The sequence below is a fragment of the Nocardia stercoris genome, assembly GCF_003696265.1.
Lineage (GTDB): Bacteria > Actinomycetota > Actinomycetes > Mycobacteriales > Mycobacteriaceae > Nocardia > Nocardia stercoris.
Genome location: NZ_RFFH01000008.1, coordinates 130,790 through 148,791, shown reverse-complemented (window position 1 = coordinate 148,791; position 18,002 = coordinate 130,790). Strand labels below are relative to the sequence as shown.

The 18,002-nt window shown below is 69.5% G+C and carries 15 protein-coding genes and 3 tRNA genes; 8 read left to right on the top strand and 10 right to left on the bottom strand.

The window, feature by feature from the left end; all coding sequences use genetic code 11:
• Positions 1-169: 169 nt before the first annotated feature.
• The 4 genes from rpmG to EBN03_RS19925 form a co-directional block, all read right to left on the bottom strand.
• The gene (gene rpmG / locus EBN03_RS19940) at positions 170-340 is read right to left on the bottom strand and encodes a 50S ribosomal protein L33 (protein ID WP_011211653.1); all 171 of its coding nucleotides are present in this window, start codon (positions 338-340) and stop codon (positions 170-172) included.
• A 41-nt stretch (positions 341-381) separates the two neighbouring features.
• Positions 382-454 (bottom strand) — tRNA-Met (locus EBN03_RS19935).
• A gap of 87 nt (positions 455-541) precedes the next feature.
• Positions 542-614: transfer RNA gene (locus EBN03_RS19930), tRNA-Thr, on the bottom strand.
• A 248-nt stretch (positions 615-862) separates the two neighbouring features.
• Positions 863-943: transfer RNA gene (locus tag EBN03_RS19925), tRNA-Tyr, on the bottom strand.
• Between the two features lie 265 nt (positions 944-1,208).
• Between EBN03_RS19925 and EBN03_RS19920 the strand changes: the two genes are divergently transcribed.
• Entirely contained in the window at positions 1,209-1,700 is a 492-nt protein-coding gene (locus EBN03_RS19920; RefSeq protein ID WP_122189710.1) for a YajQ family cyclic di-GMP-binding protein, read from the top strand.
• A 110-nt stretch (positions 1,701-1,810) separates the two neighbouring features.
• Here EBN03_RS19920 and htpX read toward each other — a convergent pair whose 3' ends face one another.
• Positions 1,811-2,683 carry a zinc metalloprotease HtpX gene (gene htpX, locus EBN03_RS19915; RefSeq protein ID WP_122189709.1) on the bottom strand — a complete coding sequence of 291 codons (873 nt, stop codon included), beginning with the start codon at positions 2,681-2,683 and terminating at the stop codon, positions 1,811-1,813.
• 151 nt (positions 2,684-2,834) lie between these two features.
• Positions 2,835-3,857: a polyprenyl synthetase family protein gene (locus EBN03_RS19910; protein WP_122189574.1), complete on the bottom strand. Its 1,023-nt coding sequence runs from the start codon at positions 3,855-3,857 to the stop codon at positions 2,835-2,837.
• 338 nt (positions 3,858-4,195) lie between these two features.
• On the opposite strand from EBN03_RS19910, the gene EBN03_RS19905 reads away from it, so the two are divergent.
• Positions 4,196-5,473 carry a geranylgeranyl reductase family protein gene (locus tag EBN03_RS19905; protein WP_122189708.1) on the top strand — a complete coding sequence of 426 codons (1,278 nt, stop codon included), beginning with the start codon at positions 4,196-4,198 and terminating at the stop codon, positions 5,471-5,473.
• A 59-nt stretch (positions 5,474-5,532) separates the two neighbouring features.
• Here the strand turns inward: EBN03_RS19905 and EBN03_RS19900 are convergent, their stop codons facing one another.
• Positions 5,533-6,036, bottom strand: coding sequence for a DUF2505 domain-containing protein (locus EBN03_RS19900; RefSeq protein ID WP_122189573.1), 504 nt, complete (start codon positions 6,034-6,036; stop codon positions 5,533-5,535).
• A gap of 40 nt (positions 6,037-6,076) precedes the next feature.
• Between EBN03_RS19900 and EBN03_RS19895 the strand changes: the two genes are divergently transcribed.
• The 6 genes from EBN03_RS19895 to EBN03_RS19870 all read left to right on the top strand — a co-directional run bounded on the left by EBN03_RS19895 (position 6,077) and on the right by EBN03_RS19870 (position 14,603).
• A complete protein-coding gene (locus tag EBN03_RS19895; RefSeq protein ID WP_199742889.1) occupies positions 6,077-6,532 on the top strand; it encodes a DUF3592 domain-containing protein in 456 nt (151 codons plus the stop codon).
• An 81-nt stretch (positions 6,533-6,613) separates the two neighbouring features.
• On the top strand, positions 6,614-7,756 hold the full coding sequence (locus tag EBN03_RS19890) for a glycosyltransferase family 4 protein (protein WP_122189572.1): 1,143 nt from the start codon (positions 6,614-6,616) through the stop codon (positions 7,754-7,756).
• A gap of 146 nt (positions 7,757-7,902) precedes the next feature.
• A complete protein-coding gene (locus tag EBN03_RS19885) occupies positions 7,903-9,147 on the top strand; it encodes a DUF1266 domain-containing protein (RefSeq protein WP_158675684.1) in 1,245 nt (414 codons plus the stop codon).
• 64 nt (positions 9,148-9,211) lie between these two features.
• Positions 9,212-9,913: a demethylmenaquinone methyltransferase gene (locus tag EBN03_RS19880; protein ID WP_267899299.1), complete on the top strand. Its 702-nt coding sequence runs from the start codon at positions 9,212-9,214 to the stop codon at positions 9,911-9,913.
• Positions 9,914-10,058: 145 nt separating this feature from the next.
• Positions 10,059-14,186: a bifunctional nitrate reductase/sulfite reductase flavoprotein subunit alpha gene (locus EBN03_RS19875; protein ID WP_122189570.1), complete on the top strand. Its 4,128-nt coding sequence runs from the start codon at positions 10,059-10,061 to the stop codon at positions 14,184-14,186.
• Positions 14,187-14,333: 147 nt separating this feature from the next.
• Entirely contained in the window at positions 14,334-14,603 is a 270-nt protein-coding gene (locus EBN03_RS19870; RefSeq protein WP_147471643.1) for a hypothetical protein, read from the top strand.
• 108 nt (positions 14,604-14,711) lie between these two features.
• On the opposite strand, the gene menD is transcribed toward EBN03_RS19870, so the two are convergent.
• The 3 genes from menD to EBN03_RS19855 form a co-directional block, all read right to left on the bottom strand.
• Entirely contained in the window at positions 14,712-16,349 is a 1,638-nt protein-coding gene (gene menD / locus EBN03_RS19865) for a 2-succinyl-5-enolpyruvyl-6-hydroxy-3-cyclohexene-1-carboxylic-acid synthase (protein WP_122189568.1), read from the bottom strand.
• A 474-nt stretch (positions 16,350-16,823) separates the two neighbouring features.
• Entirely contained in the window at positions 16,824-17,270 is a 447-nt protein-coding gene (locus EBN03_RS19860) for a DUF6918 family protein (protein WP_122189567.1), read from the bottom strand.
• Positions 17,271-17,344: 74 nt separating this feature from the next.
• Entirely contained in the window at positions 17,345-18,001 is a 657-nt protein-coding gene (locus EBN03_RS19855) for a PaaI family thioesterase (RefSeq protein ID WP_122189566.1), read from the bottom strand.
• Position 18,002: the final 1 nt, after the last annotated feature.

Below are 18,002 nucleotides of genomic sequence, written 5' to 3'. Positions count from 1 at the left end.
CTGCCCCGGGTCGGGGAGTCTCCGGTCTGGTTCACTTCCGCCCGCCCACACTGGCGATGCTGTCCAACGGCAAATGCCGGAGAGGGAAGTGAATCCCTACTCCGGCACTCGGGGCTGGTGTAGCTGTAGAAACAGCTGCGGCTACGCGGGGCAGCCGGCACGCGAAGTATCAGCGCGACTCTCGGTGCGCCCGGTGGGTGCCGCAGTTCGGGCAGAACTTCTTCAGCTCGAGGCGGTCCGGGTCGTTACGCCGGTTCTTCTTGGTGATGTAGTTGCGGTGCTTGCACTGCTCGCAGGCCAAGGTGATCTTTGGCCGGACATCGGTGGACTTCGCGGCCACGATATTCCTTCTTTCCGGTCAACCTGAGGTCGAATATGGGGTAGCGATGGCCGGACTTGAACCGGCGACACAACGATTATGAGTCGTTTGCTCTACCGACTGAGCTACACCGCCATATGCACGACAAAGCGGTGGCCTCCGCGCCGGCTTCCCGATGCCCTGGGCTCGAGTGCCGAAGCGGAAACCACCGGCAATCCGGCGAGCCCCCTAACGGAATCGAACCGTTGACCTTTTCCTTACCATGGAAACGCTCTGCCGACTGAGCTAAGGGGGCGCGGCTTGTCTGCGACGGTCTCGGTAGGCCGTTCGCTGAAGCCTTGAAAGAGGTTACACACGAAACGGTGCCAGTACCAAACCCGCAGCGTAGGGCCTGATTTTCCGGTCTTTTCGATCGCTTCGGGCGAAGTGCCGGGCGATCGCGGCCGCCGAGCGCCCCGCACCTGCGCGAGCGCGACCGCCGTCACGCCATCCTCCGGAACGCGAAAGCCCCCGCGGACCGGAGTCCACGGGGGCTTCCCGAGGTGGCAGATGAAGGATTCGAACCTCCGTAGCTTGCGCGGCTGATTTACAGTCAGCTCCCTTTGGCCGCTCGGGCAATCTGCCTCAACACGCTGTCTAGGCGCGGTGAAGAGAATACAACGAACCGGGCCCATCGATGCAAACCGGCTGGTCGCAGCCACGACCGGACCACGCCCACCTCCTACCTGCCGCACCCCCGCCGGCGGACTACTATCGTCGGGCGACAACCGATTTCGCGCGGGCCGGGCAAATTCGCCGGGTATGCCCGGGATCGGATCGGCGCCCGAGTCGGGTGCCGGAGAGCGGGCGGCACCCGGCCGCCCGCACGAAACCCGGAGAGGCGGGGAGCGTGGCCGATTCGTCGTTCGACGTGGTGAGCAAGATCGACCGGCAGGAGGTCGACAACGCCCTCAACCAGGCGGCCAAGGAGCTGAACACCCGCTACGACTTCCGCGGCACCGGGGCGAGCATCGCCTGGTCGGGCGAGGAGAAGATCATCCTCGAGGCCGAATCGGAGGACCGCGTCAAGGCCGCGCTCGAGGTGTTCCGCGAGAAGCTGATCCGGCGTGATATTTCCCTCAAGGCCTTCGACGCCGGCGAGCCCGCCGTCTCCGGCAAGACCTACAAGATCACCGGGACCCTGGTCGAGGGCATCACCCAGGAGAACGCGAAGAAGATCTCCAAGAAGATCCGCGACGAGGGCCCCAAGGGCGTCAAGGCGCAGATCCAGGGCGAGGAGCTGCGCGTCAGCAGCAAGAGCCGGGACGACCTGCAGCAGGTGATCTCGCTGCTCAAGGGCGCCGACTTCGACATCGCCCTGCAGTTCGTCAACTACCGCTAGAAACTCCCCCGCCTCTCCGCGTTTCTTGGCGCGGCTCGTGTGCCGTTGCGAGTCGGCAACGCTTGGCGGCGGTACTACCGCACGGCGACTTCGGGCGTACCCGGTGAGAATTAGTGGCCGGCCATGCGCTGGAGACGGGCGATCCGTTCGGCCGTCGGCGGGTGGGTGGAGAACCAGCGGGCCGCGCGGTCGCCGACGCGGAACGGGTTGGCGATCATCAGGTGCGACTGGGCAGTGAGCTGGGGTTCGGGCGGCAGGGGGGCCGCCTGGACGCCGGACTCCAGCTTGCTCAGCGCCGACGCCAGGGCCAGCGGGTCGCCGGTCAGGGCCGCACCGGATTCGTCGGCCTGATACTCGCGTGAGCGGGACACCGCCAGTTTGATCAGCGAGGCCGCGATCGGGCCGAGCAGCGATACCAGCAGCACACCGACGATGTTCGGGCCCTCGTCGTCGCGCCCGCCGCCGAACGCACCGGCGAAGAACGCCAGGTTGGCCAGACCGGAGATGACCGCGGCCAGCGCGCCCGCGACCGATGAGATCAGGATGTCGCGGTTGTAGACGTGGGACAGTTCGTGGCCCAGCACCGCGCGCAGCTCCCGCTCGTCGAGCAGGTTCAGGATGCCGCTGGTGCAGCAGACCGCCGCGTGCCGCGGGCTGCGGCCGGTCGCGAACGCGTTCGGTGAGGCGGTGGGGCTGATGTAGAGCCGGGGCATCGGCTGCCGCGCCGAGGTGGCCAGCTCCCGCACGATCCGGTACATGGCCGGGGCTTCCAGCTCCGACACCGGCTGCGCGTGCATGGCCCGCAGCGCCAGCTTGTCGCTGTTGAAGTAGGCGTAGGCGTTCATGCCGACCGCCAGCAGGATGGATATCCACAGGATGGTCGGGTTGCGGAACATGGCGCCGGCGAACACGATCAGCGCCGAAAGGCCGACCATCAACCCGAAGGTCTTCAAGCCGTTCCCCCACCCACTGTGACCGTGCATCGGGCTCGCCTGCCTCTCGGATTCGCTGGACATACCGTTCGTTATGTAAACGGCTGTCACCGTGCCGAAGGTTCCCGGGCAGATCGACGACAACTGGGAACCAGCGACGGACTACAGCTGGTTCCCAGTGTGGCGGCTCGAGCGTTCGGCGCTAGCCGACGCGCTCGATGGTGTAGCGGATCAGCCGGTCGAGGGCCTGATTCGCGGGACCGGCGGGCAGTGCCGACAGTTCGGCGTGCGCGATGTCCGCGTAGCCCTGCAGCTTCTCCTTGGCCAGGACCATGCCGCGGGACCGGCCCAGCAGCTCCAGTGCCTCGGCGACCTCGGCGTCGGTCTCGAGCGGGCGGGCCAGCAGCGTGCGCAGCCGGTCGCCCTCGGCGCCCTCGTCGCGCAGCGCGTACAGCACCGGCAGGGTGTGCACGCCCTCGCGCAGGTCGGTGCCGGGCGTCTTACCGGACTGCTCGGACGCCGACGAGATGTCGATGATGTCGTCGGAGATCTGGAAGGCCGTGCCCACCGCGTCACCGAGCCGGGCCAGCCGCTCCACATGGTCGGGGCCGGCGCCGGAGAAGGTGCCGCCGAAGCGGCCGGCGGCCGCGATCAGCGAGCCGGTCTTCTCCCACACCACCCGCAGATAGTGGTCGACCGGGTCCTGGGACTGCTTGGCGCCCAACGTCTCTCGCATCTGGCCGGTGACCAGCTCGGCGAAGGTCTCGGCGATGATGCGGACCGCGTCCGGACCCAGCGTCGACACCAGCCGGGAGGCGTGCGCGAACAGGTAGTCGCCGGCCAGGATGGCGATGTTGTTTCCCCAGCGCGCGTTGACGCTGGGCGCGCCGCGGCGCATGGTGGCCTCGTCCATCACATCGTCGTGGTAGAGGGTGGCCAGGTGCACCAGCTCCACCACGGTGCCCGCGGTGATCAGGTCCGGATCGGTCGGACGGGGACCCAGCTGACCGGTGAGGATGGTGAACAGCGGCCGGAACCGCTTGCCGCCGGCCCGCGCCAGGTGCAGCGCGGCCTCCTGCAGGAATTCCTCACCGTCGGAAAGCTCGCTGATCAGCAGCTTTTCGACGTCGACCAGGCCGTTGCGCACGGTGGCGGCGAGTTCTACGTCGCCTAGATCGACTCCGGCGACGACCGTGCCCTGTCCGGCGACTGCCGCGTCGCTCATCCGACTGTGCTCATCTGCGCGCCGCGCTCGCTCATGGTCGTCTCCCAACGCCGCTCCGAACCCCACACTCAAGAACCTAGCGTGTCGCGCTCTCAGCCTTCCCACGAACACGGTCCCAGTGCGAGGAAACCGACATCCGCGCCTGCCCGGCTCCGACCGCCGCAGGCGGCCCGCGAGCCGAAACCGCTTGCGCGCGTCGGCACCTCGGTCCGATCGGCCGCTTTCGCCACGTGCGCGCGGATCCGGCCGGGCCGGGCGCGCCCCGGATCGGGTGCCGCCGGGCCCGCGGTCACGGCCCGCGCTGCGACCGGGGCGAAACGGCCTGCGAGGATGGTGGCATGGGTGGACAGCAGGACGAGTCGCACGGTTCCACCGGCAACGGCCCCCAGGTGCCGGACCGGGTGGAGGTACTGGTCGTGGGCGCCGGACCGGCCGGCTCGGCCGCCGCGGCGTGGGCCGCGCGCGCGGGCCGGGACGTGCTGCTCACCGACTCCGCGGTGTTCCCGCGCGACAAGACCTGCGGCGACGGGCTCACGCCCCGGGCGACGGCCGAATTGGAGAAGCTGGGCCTGGCCGGCTGGCTGCGCGAGCGCACGGTGAACCGGGGCCTGCGGATGTGCGGGTTCGGGCGCGAGGCCGAACTGAGCTGGCCCGGTGGATCCTTCCCGGCATGGGGAAGCGCGGTGCCGCGAACCGAGCTCGACGACCGGCTGCGGCGCACCGCGATCGAGTCCGGTGCCCGCATGACCGACGGCACCCGTGTGGTCGATGTCACCCGCGACGGCGCCCGGGTCACCGGCGTGACCGTGCAGACCGCCGACGGCACCCGCGAGATCGCTTGCCGCACACTGATCGTGGCCGACGGGGTGCGGTCGCCGGTCGGAAAGCTGTTGGGCCGCACCTGGCATCGCGAATACGCCTACGGGGTCGCCGCCCGCGCCTACCTGAAATCGGAACGCCACGACGATCCGTGGATCACCTCGCATCTGGAGCTGCGCGACGCCGACGGCACCCTGTTGCCCGGGTACGGCTGGGTGTTCCCGCTCGGCAACGGCGAGATCAACATCGGTGTGGGTTCGCTGGCCACGGCCCGGCGGCCGTCGCATGTGTCGCTGAAACCGCTACTGCAGCATTATGTTTCGCAGCGGCATGCGGAATGGGAGTGCCGGGGCGACGCGCGCGCGGTGGCCTCGGCGCTGCTGCCGATGGGTGGCGCGGTGTCGGGTGTGGCGGGCCCCAACTGGGCGCTGGTCGGCGATGCCGCCGGCTGCGTGAACCCGCTCAACGGTGAAGGTATCGACTACGGGCTCGAGGGCGGGCACATGCTGTCGGGGCTGCTCGACGCGCCCGATCTCACCCAGGTGTGGCCGGATATGTTGCGGGCCAGGTACGGTCGCACGTTCTCGGTGGCGCGGCGGCTGGCCGCCCTGGCCACCGCGCCGCGCACGGTGCCGCTGGGCGGGCCGCCGATGATGCGCTCACGGACCTTGCAGCGCATCGCGATTCGCGTCATGGGCAATCTGGTCGACGACGCCGACACCGATCTGGTGGCCCGCGCCTGGCGCACCGCCGGCCGCGGCTCGATGCGCGCCGACCGGCTGGCACCGTTCAGCTGAACCTCGGCCGGTGGAAGGCCACCCGCGACGTTGAGGGTGGCCTTCTCTCACGCGTCCTCTCACGCGTCGGCTTTGGCCAGCCACTCCTCGATGAACTTCTTCTCGCCGGTGACCACGCGCTGCAGCAGCTGTTCGGCCAGCGGCTCGATGGCACCGCCGACCAGCGGAACCTTCACCTCGACGGTGCCGGCGTACTCGATCTCGGCGCCCTCGGCGGTGGGGCGCATGGTGGAGGTGCCCGACATCTCGGTGGTGATGCCGGTGGTGCTCGCCACGAAGGTGCCGGTCGCGGTCTCGCCGGTGAGCCGTCCCCAGTCGTCGATGCGTTCGAAGGACAGTTCGCTCTTGAGTACCTTGCGGACCAGGGCCGGAACCTTGTCCTGCGCAGCGGTTTCGGTCATTCGGATCCGGATGGTCTCGGACCCTTCCGGATGGGACAGTTCGACTCTGGCGGTATCGGAGGCGGCGAAGCGCGCCTGCCACATCTGGTCGTTGACGATCGCCCGGTGAAGCTCGGCTACCGGGACTGCATAGGGCACGGTGAAGCTGAATTTACGGGACATGCCCGCAAACGCTAGCGGAGCGGTCGACTAGCCTGGCGCGGTGTCGGAAACCAGCCAGTCTGATGAGGTGCCGGTGGATCGTCGGGCCGCTCGGCTGCGCCGGCTGAAGATCACCGTGGTGATCGCGGTGGTGACGTTCACCGTCCTCCCGGTTCTGCTGGTGTTCGCGGCCTGGCGCAACGACATGCTGATCGATTCCGACAAGGGCGTGACGAGCGCCGAGGTGCTGTCCGCCGGACGCATGCGGTCTGCTGTGATCTTCGTCACTCCGGACGGTGCGACACACAACCCACGCGTGGGCGTCCTGTACCCGACGAAGCTCATCGCGGGCGAGCGGATCAACGTCGAATACCGGCGCAGCGATCCGGAGCTCGTCCGGGTGGCCGGGCGAGATGTCCGGGTAGCGATCGTGCCCGCGCTGTCCGTGATCGTCGTGGCGTGGGCGCTCGCACTGCCCGCGCTGTGGTTGCTCCGACGGCTGCGGCGGCGTACGTGAGAAGCAACTGTTCCCCGAAACTTCGCACTCAGGTCACGTGGCCGATTGGACTCGGCGTTGCGGACTGACCAGACTCGTCCTGTGCGAGTAGCGATCGTCTCGGAGTCATTCCTGCCGAATATGAACGGTGTTACGAACTCCGTACTCCGGGTGCTCGATCACCTGGAGCGCAACGGGCACGAGGCGCTGGTCATCGCGCCGGATTCGGTCCGCGGTGAACCGCCCGCCCCGCGGGAGTACGGCAAGTTCCCGGTGGTGCGGGTGCCCGCCGTCATGGTCCCGAAGATCAGCTCGCTGCCGGTCGGCCTGCCGCAGCCCGTCATCACCGCCGCCATCGACGAGTTCGACGCCGACGTGGTGCACCTGGCCTCCCCCTTCCTGCTCGGCGCCGGCGGCCTCGGCGCCGCCCTGCGGCTCGGCCTGCCGTCCGTGGCGATCTACCAGACCGATGTGGCCGGTTTCGCCTCCAGCTACGGGCTCGGCCCGGCCCGCCGGGCCGCCTGGGCCTGGACCCGCCGCATCCATGTCCGCGCGAACCGCACCCTGGCGCCCTCCTCGGCGGCCGCGGCGGATCTCGCCGAGCACGGCATCCCCCGCGTGCACCGCTGGGCGCGCGGTGTCGACATCAACCGGTTCAACCCGTCGGCACGTGACCCGCAGCTGCGGGCAGCCTGGCACAGCGACGACAAGCTGATCGTCGGGTTCGTGGGCCGGCTCGCGCCCGAGAAGCACGTCGACCGGCTCGCGGTCCTGGCCGACGATCCCGGGATCCAGCTGGTCATCGTCGGCGGCGGTCCGGAGCGGCAGCGGCTCGAACAGCTGATGCCGACCGCGATCTTCACCGGCGAGCTCGGGGGTTCAGCGCTCGCGCAGGCCTACGCCAGCCTGGACGTGATGGTGCACCCGGGTGAGCACGAGACGTTCTGCCAGGGCGTGCAGGAGGCGCTGGCCGCCGGGCTGCCGGTCGTCGGGCCCGACGCGGGCGGTCCGCGCGACCTGATCTCCCACTGCCGCAACGGATACCTGCTGCCGGTGGCCCGGTTCAGCGAGCTGCTGCCCAGTGCCATCGGTTCGCTGCGCGACCCAGACCTGCGCGCCCGGTTCGCCGCGGCGGCCCGCAAGTCGGTGCTGCACCGTACGTGGCCGGCGATCTGCACCGAGCTGATGGGCCATTACGAAGCGGTGATCGGCAGCAGCAGCGAAGGGCTGTACCGCACGGCCTGATCGGCTACCCAGCGGTAATCTGCACAATTGGCACACTTCCGGCAACAATGGTCTCGGCGGCCTTGCCGCTTCCGGGACCATTCCGTGATCGTGTGAAGACCCGAACTTCCCGCACCACAATGGTTGTGGCGCTACAGTTGATCGCCATGGGGGACACGCAGCCGCTGCCTTCGTCGGCACTCTATGCCGACCGGATCATCGCGTGGGTACCGCCGACCGACGGATATGACCCGTGTTGGCGACCACCCAGCAAAGTCGAAGCCGCCCTGCTGAGCGCCAAGCGCAACGGCGACTGGCGCGGCTACATCGAGGTGCTGCGCGGCGCGGCGGTCTTCCATCGCACCACCCGCGCCGCCGCCGACAGCGGCCAGGCCTACGACATCCCGACCGTCTGGGACCCGCGGCTGCACACCTACTGCGAGCCGCTGTACACCGCCGGGGAACTACCCGCCGCCGAGGCCGAGATCGTCTACATCGGTAAGCATTTCGAGAACCACGTCGCCCCGGAGGCGCACGTCGACCACCGCCACTACCTGGCCGTCAACCCCGGCACCCCGGTCGAGGTGTACTTCCCCATGACCACCGAGAACCGCCGCACCCTCGCCCGGGTCGGTGCCGCCGTGGTCGGCCCGCACGCGGCCGGGGTGCACACACTGTGGAACCGGCCGCAGCGCGGCGAGGTCGCCTTCGGCCTGGGCTGCGCCGCACTGCTCAACGCCAACAACGGCAGCCCGTGGAACGAGCTGGGCCACGGCGACTTCGGCTACGACTACGACCGCCGGCTGCTCGCCGAATGGTGGGGCATCACCGACCGCGCCACCCTGCGCGACCAGCTCGCCACCCTGCTCGACACCCAGGCCGGGTGGACCTGGGAATTCGTGCTCAGCATCCGCGAGGCCCTGGAACGGGTCGAGGGCGGCCCGGTCGATCCGGTGCGCTGGCGGGCCAAGGTCACCGCGGTGCTGGGTGAGCGGCTGTCGCGGGTCGGGCGCCCCGAGGACCACACCACCGAGGTGTCGGTGCTGTGCCGGCTGGTCGGCCGGATCGTGCGCTACGAGCAGCGATTCCGCGCGGACGGTCTGCTGCCGATCGACGGGCACGTGCGATCGGTCCAAGCCTGGGACCTGGGCCGGGCGGCGGCCGTCGCCCGCTGGGGTGCCGCGGCCCGATACTGCTCGCTCGCCGAGGCGCAGCGCACCATCACCCGCGCCGGTGAACTGGTCCGCCCCTACTACGACTCCTGGGAAGCGCTGGCCGCCGGCTACATCATGGGCCGCTGCCTGCACTTCGACGGCGAGGAGTTCGGGCACTGGTATCTGGAGATGGTGGAGACCGCCCGCCTGCTCGCCGCCGCCCCCGACGGGCCGTGGCAGACCCAGCCCTGGAAGTAGAACCGCGCGCGAGACCCGAGCCCGGGGAGTTCGTTTCGGCTTCCGGCGGTTACTGTCGTCTCTTGTGAAGACTGAGTCGTTTCGGGCCTCGTTGGACAAGCAGCCGCACGAGGTAGCGACCATGTTCGACGGGGTGGCGCGGCGGTACGACCTGACCAACACCGTGCTGACCGGCGGTCAGGACCGGTACTGGCGGTGGGCGACCCGGCGCGCGCTGGCCCTGCGGCCGGGCGAGCGGGTGCTCGATCTGGCGGCGGGAACGGGGGTGTCGACCACCGAGTTCGCCAAGTCCGGTGCCTGGTGTGTGGCGGTCGACTTCTCGCAGGGGATGCTGGCGCAGGGACGGTTCCGCGGGGTGCCGATGGTCGCCGCCGACGGAATGGCACTTCCCTTCGCGGACAACGTCTTCGACGCGGTCACCATCAACTACGGGCTGCGCAACATCGTCGACCCGGATGTGGCGCTGCGCGAGATGCTGCGCGTGACCAAGCCGGGCGGCCGACTGGTGGTGGCCGAGTTCTCCACCCCCACCTTCGAGCCGTACCGGACCGTCTACCGGGCGTTCGTCACCAAGTTGCTGCCGCGGGTCGCCGGAGTGGTCAGCAGTAACCCCGACGCCTACGAGTACCTGGCCGAGTCGATCCAGGCCTGGCCGGACCAGCCGGAGCTGGCGGAGCGGATCGCGGGCGCGGGCTGGTCGCAGGTGCGCTGGCGCAACCTCAGCGGCGGCGCGGTGGCGCTGCACCGCGGCTACAAACTCGGCTAGAAATCCGACCGGCACCCGGTCTCACCTGCATTGATGTGACGCGGGCCATAGCTCACAGGGAAAATTTCCGGCTGTGCGGAGGTTCGTCACCTGACGCTAACGTCGGGAAAACCAGCCGCAAACGACCGCTGGCAAAGATAGCTTCATGCCGGACGCACCAGCCCCCCGCCAGACGAGCGCCACGTGCTCGTACTGTGGCGTGGGCTGCGGCATCCGGGTCCGGACCACGACCGGCGCCGGCGGCAGCCCCGTCATCGCGGCGGTCCGGGGCGACAAACTGCACCCGGTCAACGGCGGCCGACTGTGCACGAAGGGCGCCACACACACCGAGCTGATGCGGGCACCCGGTCGGATGACCACCGCCTACCGGCGCGAACACCGCGACCAGCAGCCCGAACCGTTCCACATCGACGCCGCGATCCGCGAGACCGCGGGCCGGTTGCGAGCGATCGCCGAGACACACGGGCCCGACGCGGTCGCGATCTACGTATCCGGTCAGATGTCGCTGGAGGCGCAGTACCTGGCCACCAAGCTGGCCAAGGGTCATCTGCGCACCATCCACCTGGAGTCCAACTCGCGGCTGTGCATGGCGGGGGCGAGCACCGGATACAAGCAGTCGCTGGGCGCCGACGGCCCGCCCGGTTCCTACGACGATCTCGACCACGCCGACCTGTTCTTCGTCTCCGGCGCCAATATGGCCGACTGTCACCCGATCCTGTTCCTGCGCATGGTCGATCGGCTCAAGGCCGGTGCCCGGCTGATCGTGGTGGACCCGCGACGCACCGAAACCGCCGCGCGCGCCGACCTTTTCCTGCAGATCGCGCCCGGCACCGATCTGGCGCTGCTCAACGGGCTGTTGCACCTGCTGGTCGACAACGGTGACATCGACAAGGATTTCATCGCCGAACACACCCAGGGGTGGGAGGCCATGGAAGAGTTCCTCGCCGACTATCCGCCCGCCCGCGTCGCCGCCGTCACCGGCCTGGCCGAGGCCGACATCCGCACCGCCGCCCAGTGGATCGGCGAGGCCGGGGAATGGATGTCGCTGTGGACCATGGGGCTCAATCAGTCGACCCACGGCACCTGGAACACCAACGCGCTGTGCAACCTGCACCTGGCGACCGGCGCGATCTGCCGCACCGGCAGCGGCCCGTTCTCGCTGACCGGGCAGCCGAACGCAATGGGCGGTCGGGAGATGGGCTATATGGGCGCGGGCCTGCCCGGACAGCGCAGCACGCTGTCGGCGGCCGACCGGCGGTTCGTCGAAACCCGGTGGGGCATAGCGGAAGGCACCATTCGCGCCGAGGCCGGGTCGGGCACGATCGAGATGTTCCGGAAGCTGGCCGCGGGAACCGTGAAGGCCGCCTGGATCATCGGCAGCAATCCGGTCGCCTCGGTGCCGAACCGCAAGACCGTCATCGCCGGGCTGGAGGCCGCGGAGCTGGTCGTGGTGCAGGACGTGTATCCCGACACCGCGACCACCGCCTACGCCGACCTGCTGCTGCCCGCCACCCTGTGGACCGAATCCGATGTGGTGACGGTGAATTCGGAACGCACCGTGAGCCTGTCACAGCGCGCGGTGGATCCGGTGGGCGACGCGCGCCCGGACTGGCTGCTGATCGCGCAGATCGCCACCGCCATGGGCTACCCGGGCTTCGAATTCACCTCCAGCGAGCAGGTATTCGAGGAGATCCGGGACTTCGCCAACCCGGCGACCGGTTACGACCTCACCGGCATGAGCTACGCCGCGCTGCGCGAAGGGCCGATGCAGTGGCCGTGCGCCGATCCGGCGCGGCGCCGCAACCCGATTCGCTATCGCAACGACGGCACGGTCACGCCGCAATACACCGCCGCGGACGGCACGGTGCCGGCCCTGGCCTTCCCCACCGAGAGCCGGCGTGCGGTGTTCTGGCCGCGGCCGCACCTGCCGCCCGCCGAGCTACCCGACGACGACTATCCGTTCCTGCTCAACACCGGCCGGTTGCCGCACCAGTGGCACACCATGACCCGGACCGGGCGAGTGGACAAGCTGACCAAACTGACCGGCGAGCCGTTCGTGCAGGTGCACCCCGCCGACGCGCAGCGGCTGGAGATCCAGCCGGGTGACCAGCTCGAACTCACCTCCCGTCGTGGTCGTGCGGTGCTGCCGGTGCTGATCAGCGACCGGGTCCGGCCGGGCGAATGCTTCGCGCCCTTCCACTGGAACGACGAGCAGGGGGAATACGTGACCGTGAACGCCGTGACCAACGACGCGGTGGACGCCGATTCGCTGCAGCCGGAATTCAAGGCGTGCGCGGTCGCGCTGCGCAAGGTCGCGCCGATGGTGACCGTTCCCGAGGCGCCGCCGATACCGGTCGCGACGCCCGCCGAGCATCCACTGGCCGCCATGCTGGGCCTGGAAACTCCGGCGGCACCCACACTTTCGGAGTCCGAGCGGATCTACCTCGGCGGATATCTCGCCGCCCTGCAGACCCTGCCGGTGCGGGGCCAGCCGGTGCTGCCCGAGACCGCGCCGATGGCGCCGCGCACCCGGCTGTGGGTGGACGGCCTGCTGGCGGGCATGTATTCGCGCGGCACCGCGCAGTCGGCCGGAACCGAGAGCGCCGCGGCCGAAGCCGCGACACCGATCACCGTGCTGTGGGCCTCGCAGACCGGGACCGCGGAGGAGTTCGCCGCGTCCGTGGCCGGCCGCCTCACCGAATCCGGTTACGCACCACGGCTACTGGACATGAACTCGTGTGAACTGTCCGACCTGACCGGGGACGCGCTGGTGATCACCAGCACCTTCGGTGACGGTGGCCCGCCGGACAACGGTGCGGACTTCTGGGAACGCCTCTACGACAGCGCGAACCGGTTCGACGATCTGCGCTACGCCGTGTTCGCGCTGGGCGACTCGTCCTACGACGACTTCTGCGCGCACGGGCGCAAGGTCGACGAGACCCTGGCCAAGCGCGGCGCGACCCGGCTGCTGGCGCGAGTGGACAGCGAGCCCGACCACGACGAACTCTCGCAGCGCTGGCTCGCGGACGTGCTGTCCGCGCTCGCGAACACGACTGTGCCGACGGAAGATTCGCGGATCGCGCCTACCGCGCCGACTGCGACCCGGCCGGTCGAGACCGCCGCCCGTTCCCTCGGCCGGATCCGTACCGCACCACCGTCGTTCACCCGCAATTCGCCGGTACTCGCTCCCCTGGTGCGTAATTCGCTGCTGTCCAAGCCCGGTTCGGGCAAGGAGGTGCGGCAGTTCGGGTTCGACCTGTCCGGCCTCGAGGCCGGATACGAGGCGGGTGACTCGCTGGGGATCTGGCCGACCAATTCCGAAGCGCTGGTGGCGGAGTGGCTGTCGGTCACCGGACTGGACGGCAGCCGCGCGGTCGAACTCGACGAGCGGGAGGTATCGCTGGCGGAGGCGCTGCGCACCCACTACGACATCAGCAAGGTCGGTACCGATCTGCTGAATTTCGTTGCCGCGCACAACAGCAGCGCCCGGCTGGCGAAACTGCTGCGCCGCGACAACCGCAACGAACTCGACGGCTACCTGTGGGACCGGCAGGCCGTGGACGTGCTGCGGGACTTCCCGGTCCGGACCGGGCTGGTGGATTGGCTGGGCACGCTGAAAAAGCTGCAACCACGCCAGTATTCGATCTCGTCGAGTCCGCTGGTGAGCCCGGCCGAGGTGCAGTTGACGGTCGCGGTGGTGCGCTACGGCGAGGCCGCGGCCCGGCGCGGCGGTGTCTGCTCCACCTATCTGGCGGATCGGGCGCGCGACACGGCGGTGCCGGTGTTCCTGCAGCGGGCGCCGCACTTCCGGCCGCCGCTGGACCCGGGTGCGCCGATGATCATGATCGGCCCGGGCACCGGGATCGCGCCGTTCCGTGGCTTCCTGCAGGAACGGCAGGCGCGCGGCTGCCGCGGCCGCAACTGGCTGTTCTTCGGCGACCAGCATGCCGACGAGCACTTCTACTACCGCGACGAATTGGAGGGCATGTTCCGCTCCGGCTTCCTGACCCGCCTGGACCTCGCCTTCTCCCGCGACCAGCGCGAACGTGTCTACGTCCAGCACCGGATGATCCAGCACGGCGCGGAACTGTGGTCGTGGCTCGCCGAGGGCGCCCACCTGTACGTGTGCGGTGACGCGGCCCGGATGGCCCGCGACGTGGACGACACCCTGCTCACGATCGCGCGGATCCACGGCAAGCTGGACGCGGACGGCGCGCTCGCGTTCAAGAAGCGGTTGGTCGCGGAGAAGCGCTACGTCCGCGACGTGTACTGATCGGTCCATCGCCCCCTTGCCAGGCCGGGCGCAACGAGGGCATCCTCGACAGGGACAGCACGCACCGATCCCCTGTTCCGTACCGCCTGTTCCGCGGTCCCGATCAGGCCCGCCGAGCACGGGGTCGCCCGGAGAGGAGCAGCATCGATGGCAAAGCCCGTGAACGCCCAGCCGGCCACCGACGACAGCGTGCCCGACGCCGACCTCGCCGAGCAGTCGGTCCCCGCCGACCCCGCCGACGAACTGCCCGCCGGCACCTACAACGGCACCCTCGTGGTCGGATCCGCCGAGGCCGCCGAGGCCGACGTGCTCGAACAGTCGATCCCGGTGCCGATGGACGAGGACTACCGCGACGACGACACGTACCCGGACGGCACACCGGACGAGTACGAGACCCCGGACGCCGCAGACCTCTGAGCGGCGGTCATCCGACTCGGCCGGGTCGACCGACCGCCGAGGCACGACCGCGGTTGCGGCACAACCGGGCCCACGCACCGAGCCGGAATCTCGACCGGCAGGCTTCGCTCAGTCGTCGGCCGGTGCGTCCATGCCCACGCGCATGGCGGTGTGCAGTTCCCGCAGCCCCGACCGTTCGGTGGCCACCTCGAGCACACGCATGCCCGGCGCCGGCCGCGACAGCCGGTCGGCCAGTTCGGCGGTGTCCACCTGGCGGTGCGGGATCCGGTAGGCGGCGCACAGCGCGGCCAGATCCATCCCGTGCGGGGTACCGAACACGCGCTCGAAGACGCCCGCGTACTGCGGGTCGCCCTGTTCCAGGAGTTCGAAGATGCCGCCACCGTCGTCGTTGGCGACCACGATGGTGAGTTCCTCCGGCCGCGGTTCGGTAGGGCCGATCAACAGGCCGGACGCGTCGTGCAGGAAGGTCAGGTCGCCCATCAGGGCCAAGGTGCGCCCGGGGTGGCACAGCGCGGCACCGATCGCCGAGGACACGGTGCCGTCGATACCCGCCACACCGCGGTTGGACAGCACCCGGATGCCGCGCTGCGGCGCCCACACCAGGGCGGTGTCGCGGACCGGGTTGGAGGCGCCGAGCAGCAGCTGATCGCCCTCGCGCAGCGCGGCGGTGACGACCTCGGCCACGTGCAAGCCGGTGGGTTTCGGGTGCCGGGCGAGTTCCTCGCCGACCACGCGGCGGGCCAGGGCGTCCATGTCGCGGCAGCGGGTCAGCCACTGTGCGCTGGGCGCGCCCGAGGTGACGGCCCGGGTGCCGGTGCCGACCACATTGCCGGAGACGTCGGGCCAGCGCGGGCCGGTGGTGAGCGCGAAGACGGTGACGTCCGGGTCGGAGAGGACCTTCGACACCTGCCGGTGCAGGGTGGGGCGGCCGGTGATGATCGCCTGCCGGGGCCGCAGCAGCGGCAGCGCCAGCGGGTGCAGGGCCGGACCGTGCATGGGCGCGGTCGGTTCGGCGACCGTGGGCAGGCCGGCCAGTTCGGGGCGGTGGCCGGCACCGTGCCCGGAGATGACGACCGTGTCGGGGGTCAGGTCGATCGGCAGCGGCACGTCCAGGGTGGCGAATTCGGTTGCGGTCCAGGCTCGCCCGTCGGGGCGCCCGGCCGGCACGGATTCACCGGGCTCCGAGTCCGGGACCAGCGGCTCGCGCAGCGGGATGTCGAACTGGACCGGTCCGGCGTTGCCGGAGCGGGTGCCGCGGGCGGCGGCCAGCACCCGGCACACCGCCGAACGCCACACGCTGTTCTGGCTGCGGTAGCCGTCCTCCAGTTCGGCGAGGCCGAGGCTGATCGCGGCGCGCACCTGGCTGCCGAACAGGCCGAACTGTTCCACGGTCTGGTTGGCGCCGCTGCCGAGCAGTTCGTAGGGCCGGTTGGCGCTGAGCACGACCAGCGGGATGCGCGCGTAGTTGGCCTCCAGCACGGCCGGGCCGAGATTCGCGACGGCCGTCCCGGAGGTCATGACGATCGGCACCGGGCGGCCACCGGAGACGGCCAGGCCGAGGGCGAGGAAGCCGGCGGCGCGCTCGTCGATGCGCATGTGCAGCCGCAACCGGCCGGCGGCGTCGGCGGCTTCGAGCGCGAAGGCCAGTGGGGCATTCCGGGATCCCGGACACAACACGACGTCGCGCACACCTCCGCGCGCCAGCTCGTCGACGACGACCCGGGCCTGTGCTGTGGAAGGGTTCACCCTCCCAGCCTGTCACGCCCCGGGCGACGGCGAACCGTCACCCTGCTCACAACGCGGCGGCGCCGCCGATATCCTCCGGGCGCCGGCGACCACGGCGACGGACGTGATATAGCTCGCACCGATCACCGCGAATACATGAAACTATGCGACTGTCGAGCGAATTCCACACCGCGCCAATACGAGTCGGCTCCGGCACACCGATATGGCTCCTGGGCAGCCGGATTAAAAATCCACCGAACCAGATACCGTCAAGTAATAACTGCGCCACGGATTTCCGGTCGGGCCGCCGGACGTCGAAGTCGGAGATAACCATTCGGATACGGCATCGGATCCGGCGCGCGGCGCGAGGGCGCGAATATTCAGCAACCGATTCCGAAAGGGCCGGAGCCGCAATCGGGTCGACGGCACCCCGGACACGGCCGAGGGCCCGATGCACCCGCGCGGAACGCGGGACATCGGGCCCTCGGCGGCTTACTACTGAGCGTGCTTCTGCACCAGGTCGCCCACGCGCGGCAGCGCCTCTTCGACGTGCTTCTTGGCGGACGACCGCAGGGCCGAGTACGCCTTCTTCAGGGCCGGACGGGACGAGCTCTCGGCCCGCGCGTCGGTGATGGCCAGCAGGGACTCGGCGACCTCGTCGCTCTTGGAAACCAGGAGGTCGGCGAAGCTACCGCTCCCCGAAGCCTGGAACTCGGTCCAGTAGGGCTGGAGCTGCTCGAGGAACTTCGGCGAGAACGAGGCCAGCGCCTCGGAGATGATGGTCGGGCTGACCTTCTTGGCCGCCGCCAGTCCACCCTTCAGGGCCAGACCGGACGCGCCGCCCTTGTCGGACACCTCCGCTTCCAGAACCTCCTGGGCGTCGGACAGGAAGGCCGCGCGCTTGGTGTCGTCGAGCAGGGATTCAGACAGTGCTGCAACCACTTTCAGGTTCCTCCGGATTGTTTGAGATGAACGAGCGTGGCCAACTATACGGCCTGAACGCAGCATTCACACGGCTACGGCTGCCAGGGCCGCAACTGCACCATCAGGCCTTCACAATCGGCCAGCACGGTTTCGGATTCGTCGAGAAGTCTTGCGCTGACGAATGTTTTGCGGCCCTCGACCCGATCGACGGTGCCGACCGCGTGCAGCGGCTTCTGCAACGGCGTCACCTGGCGGTAGTTGACGTGCAGGAATGCGGTGCGGCTCACCGGCCTTCCGGCGTAATGCATCATCCAGCCGAACATGTCGTCGAACAGCAGCGGCAGTACACCGCCGTGGACGGCATTGTTACCGCCGAGGTAGTAACGCGAGAATTCACCGCGCATCGTCATGCCGGTCGGCCCGGCCGTGGTGATCTGCCAGGGCAGCAGCAACAGCTGGCCACGCGCGGGCAACGACGTGGTGCGGCCGGCCGGGCCCTGACGTTCGGGTGCCTCGTAGGGCGCGAGTAGGTCGGCCAGTTCACGAGCGCGGTGCAGCGCGTCGGCGTAGACGGAGTCCGGCGCGTCGACCGTGGAGGTCAGATCCTGGAGCCGGCGCATGGTCTCGACGAGTTCGCCGAATTCGCGCGGCGGGTTGGCCGCGACCATCTTCGGGAAACCGCCGTGCTTCTCGTATCGATCCGGATCGATCGCGCTGGTGTCGATCACCGGATCCAGCCGTTCACTCATA

What these genes read in the sequence shown, in the direction of transcription:
- htpX (WP_122189709.1), bottom strand. Translation starts at nt 2,683, where the DNA reads ATGCACGGTCACAGTGGGTGGGGGAACGGCTTGAAGACCTTCGGGTTG.
- EBN03_RS19910 (WP_122189574.1), bottom strand. Translation starts at nt 3,857, where the DNA reads ATGAGCGACGCGGCAGTCGCCGGACAGGGCACGGTCGTCGCCGGAGTC.
- EBN03_RS19905 (WP_122189708.1), top strand. Translation starts at nt 4,196, where the DNA reads ATGGGTGGACAGCAGGACGAGTCGCACGGTTCCACCGGCAACGGCCCC.
- EBN03_RS19900 (WP_122189573.1), bottom strand. Translation starts at nt 6,036, where the DNA reads ATGTCCCGTAAATTCAGCTTCACCGTGCCCTATGCAGTCCCGGTAGCC.
- EBN03_RS19885 (WP_158675684.1), top strand. Translation starts at nt 7,903, where the DNA reads ATGGGGGACACGCAGCCGCTGCCTTCGTCGGCACTCTATGCCGACCGG.
- EBN03_RS19875 (WP_122189570.1), top strand. Translation starts at nt 10,059, where the DNA reads ATGCCGGACGCACCAGCCCCCCGCCAGACGAGCGCCACGTGCTCGTAC.
- EBN03_RS19870 (WP_147471643.1), top strand. Translation starts at nt 14,334, where the DNA reads ATGGCAAAGCCCGTGAACGCCCAGCCGGCCACCGACGACAGCGTGCCC.
- EBN03_RS19855 (WP_122189566.1), bottom strand. Translation starts at nt 18,001, where the DNA reads ATGAGTGAACGGCTGGATCCGGTGATCGACACCAGCGCGATCGATCCG.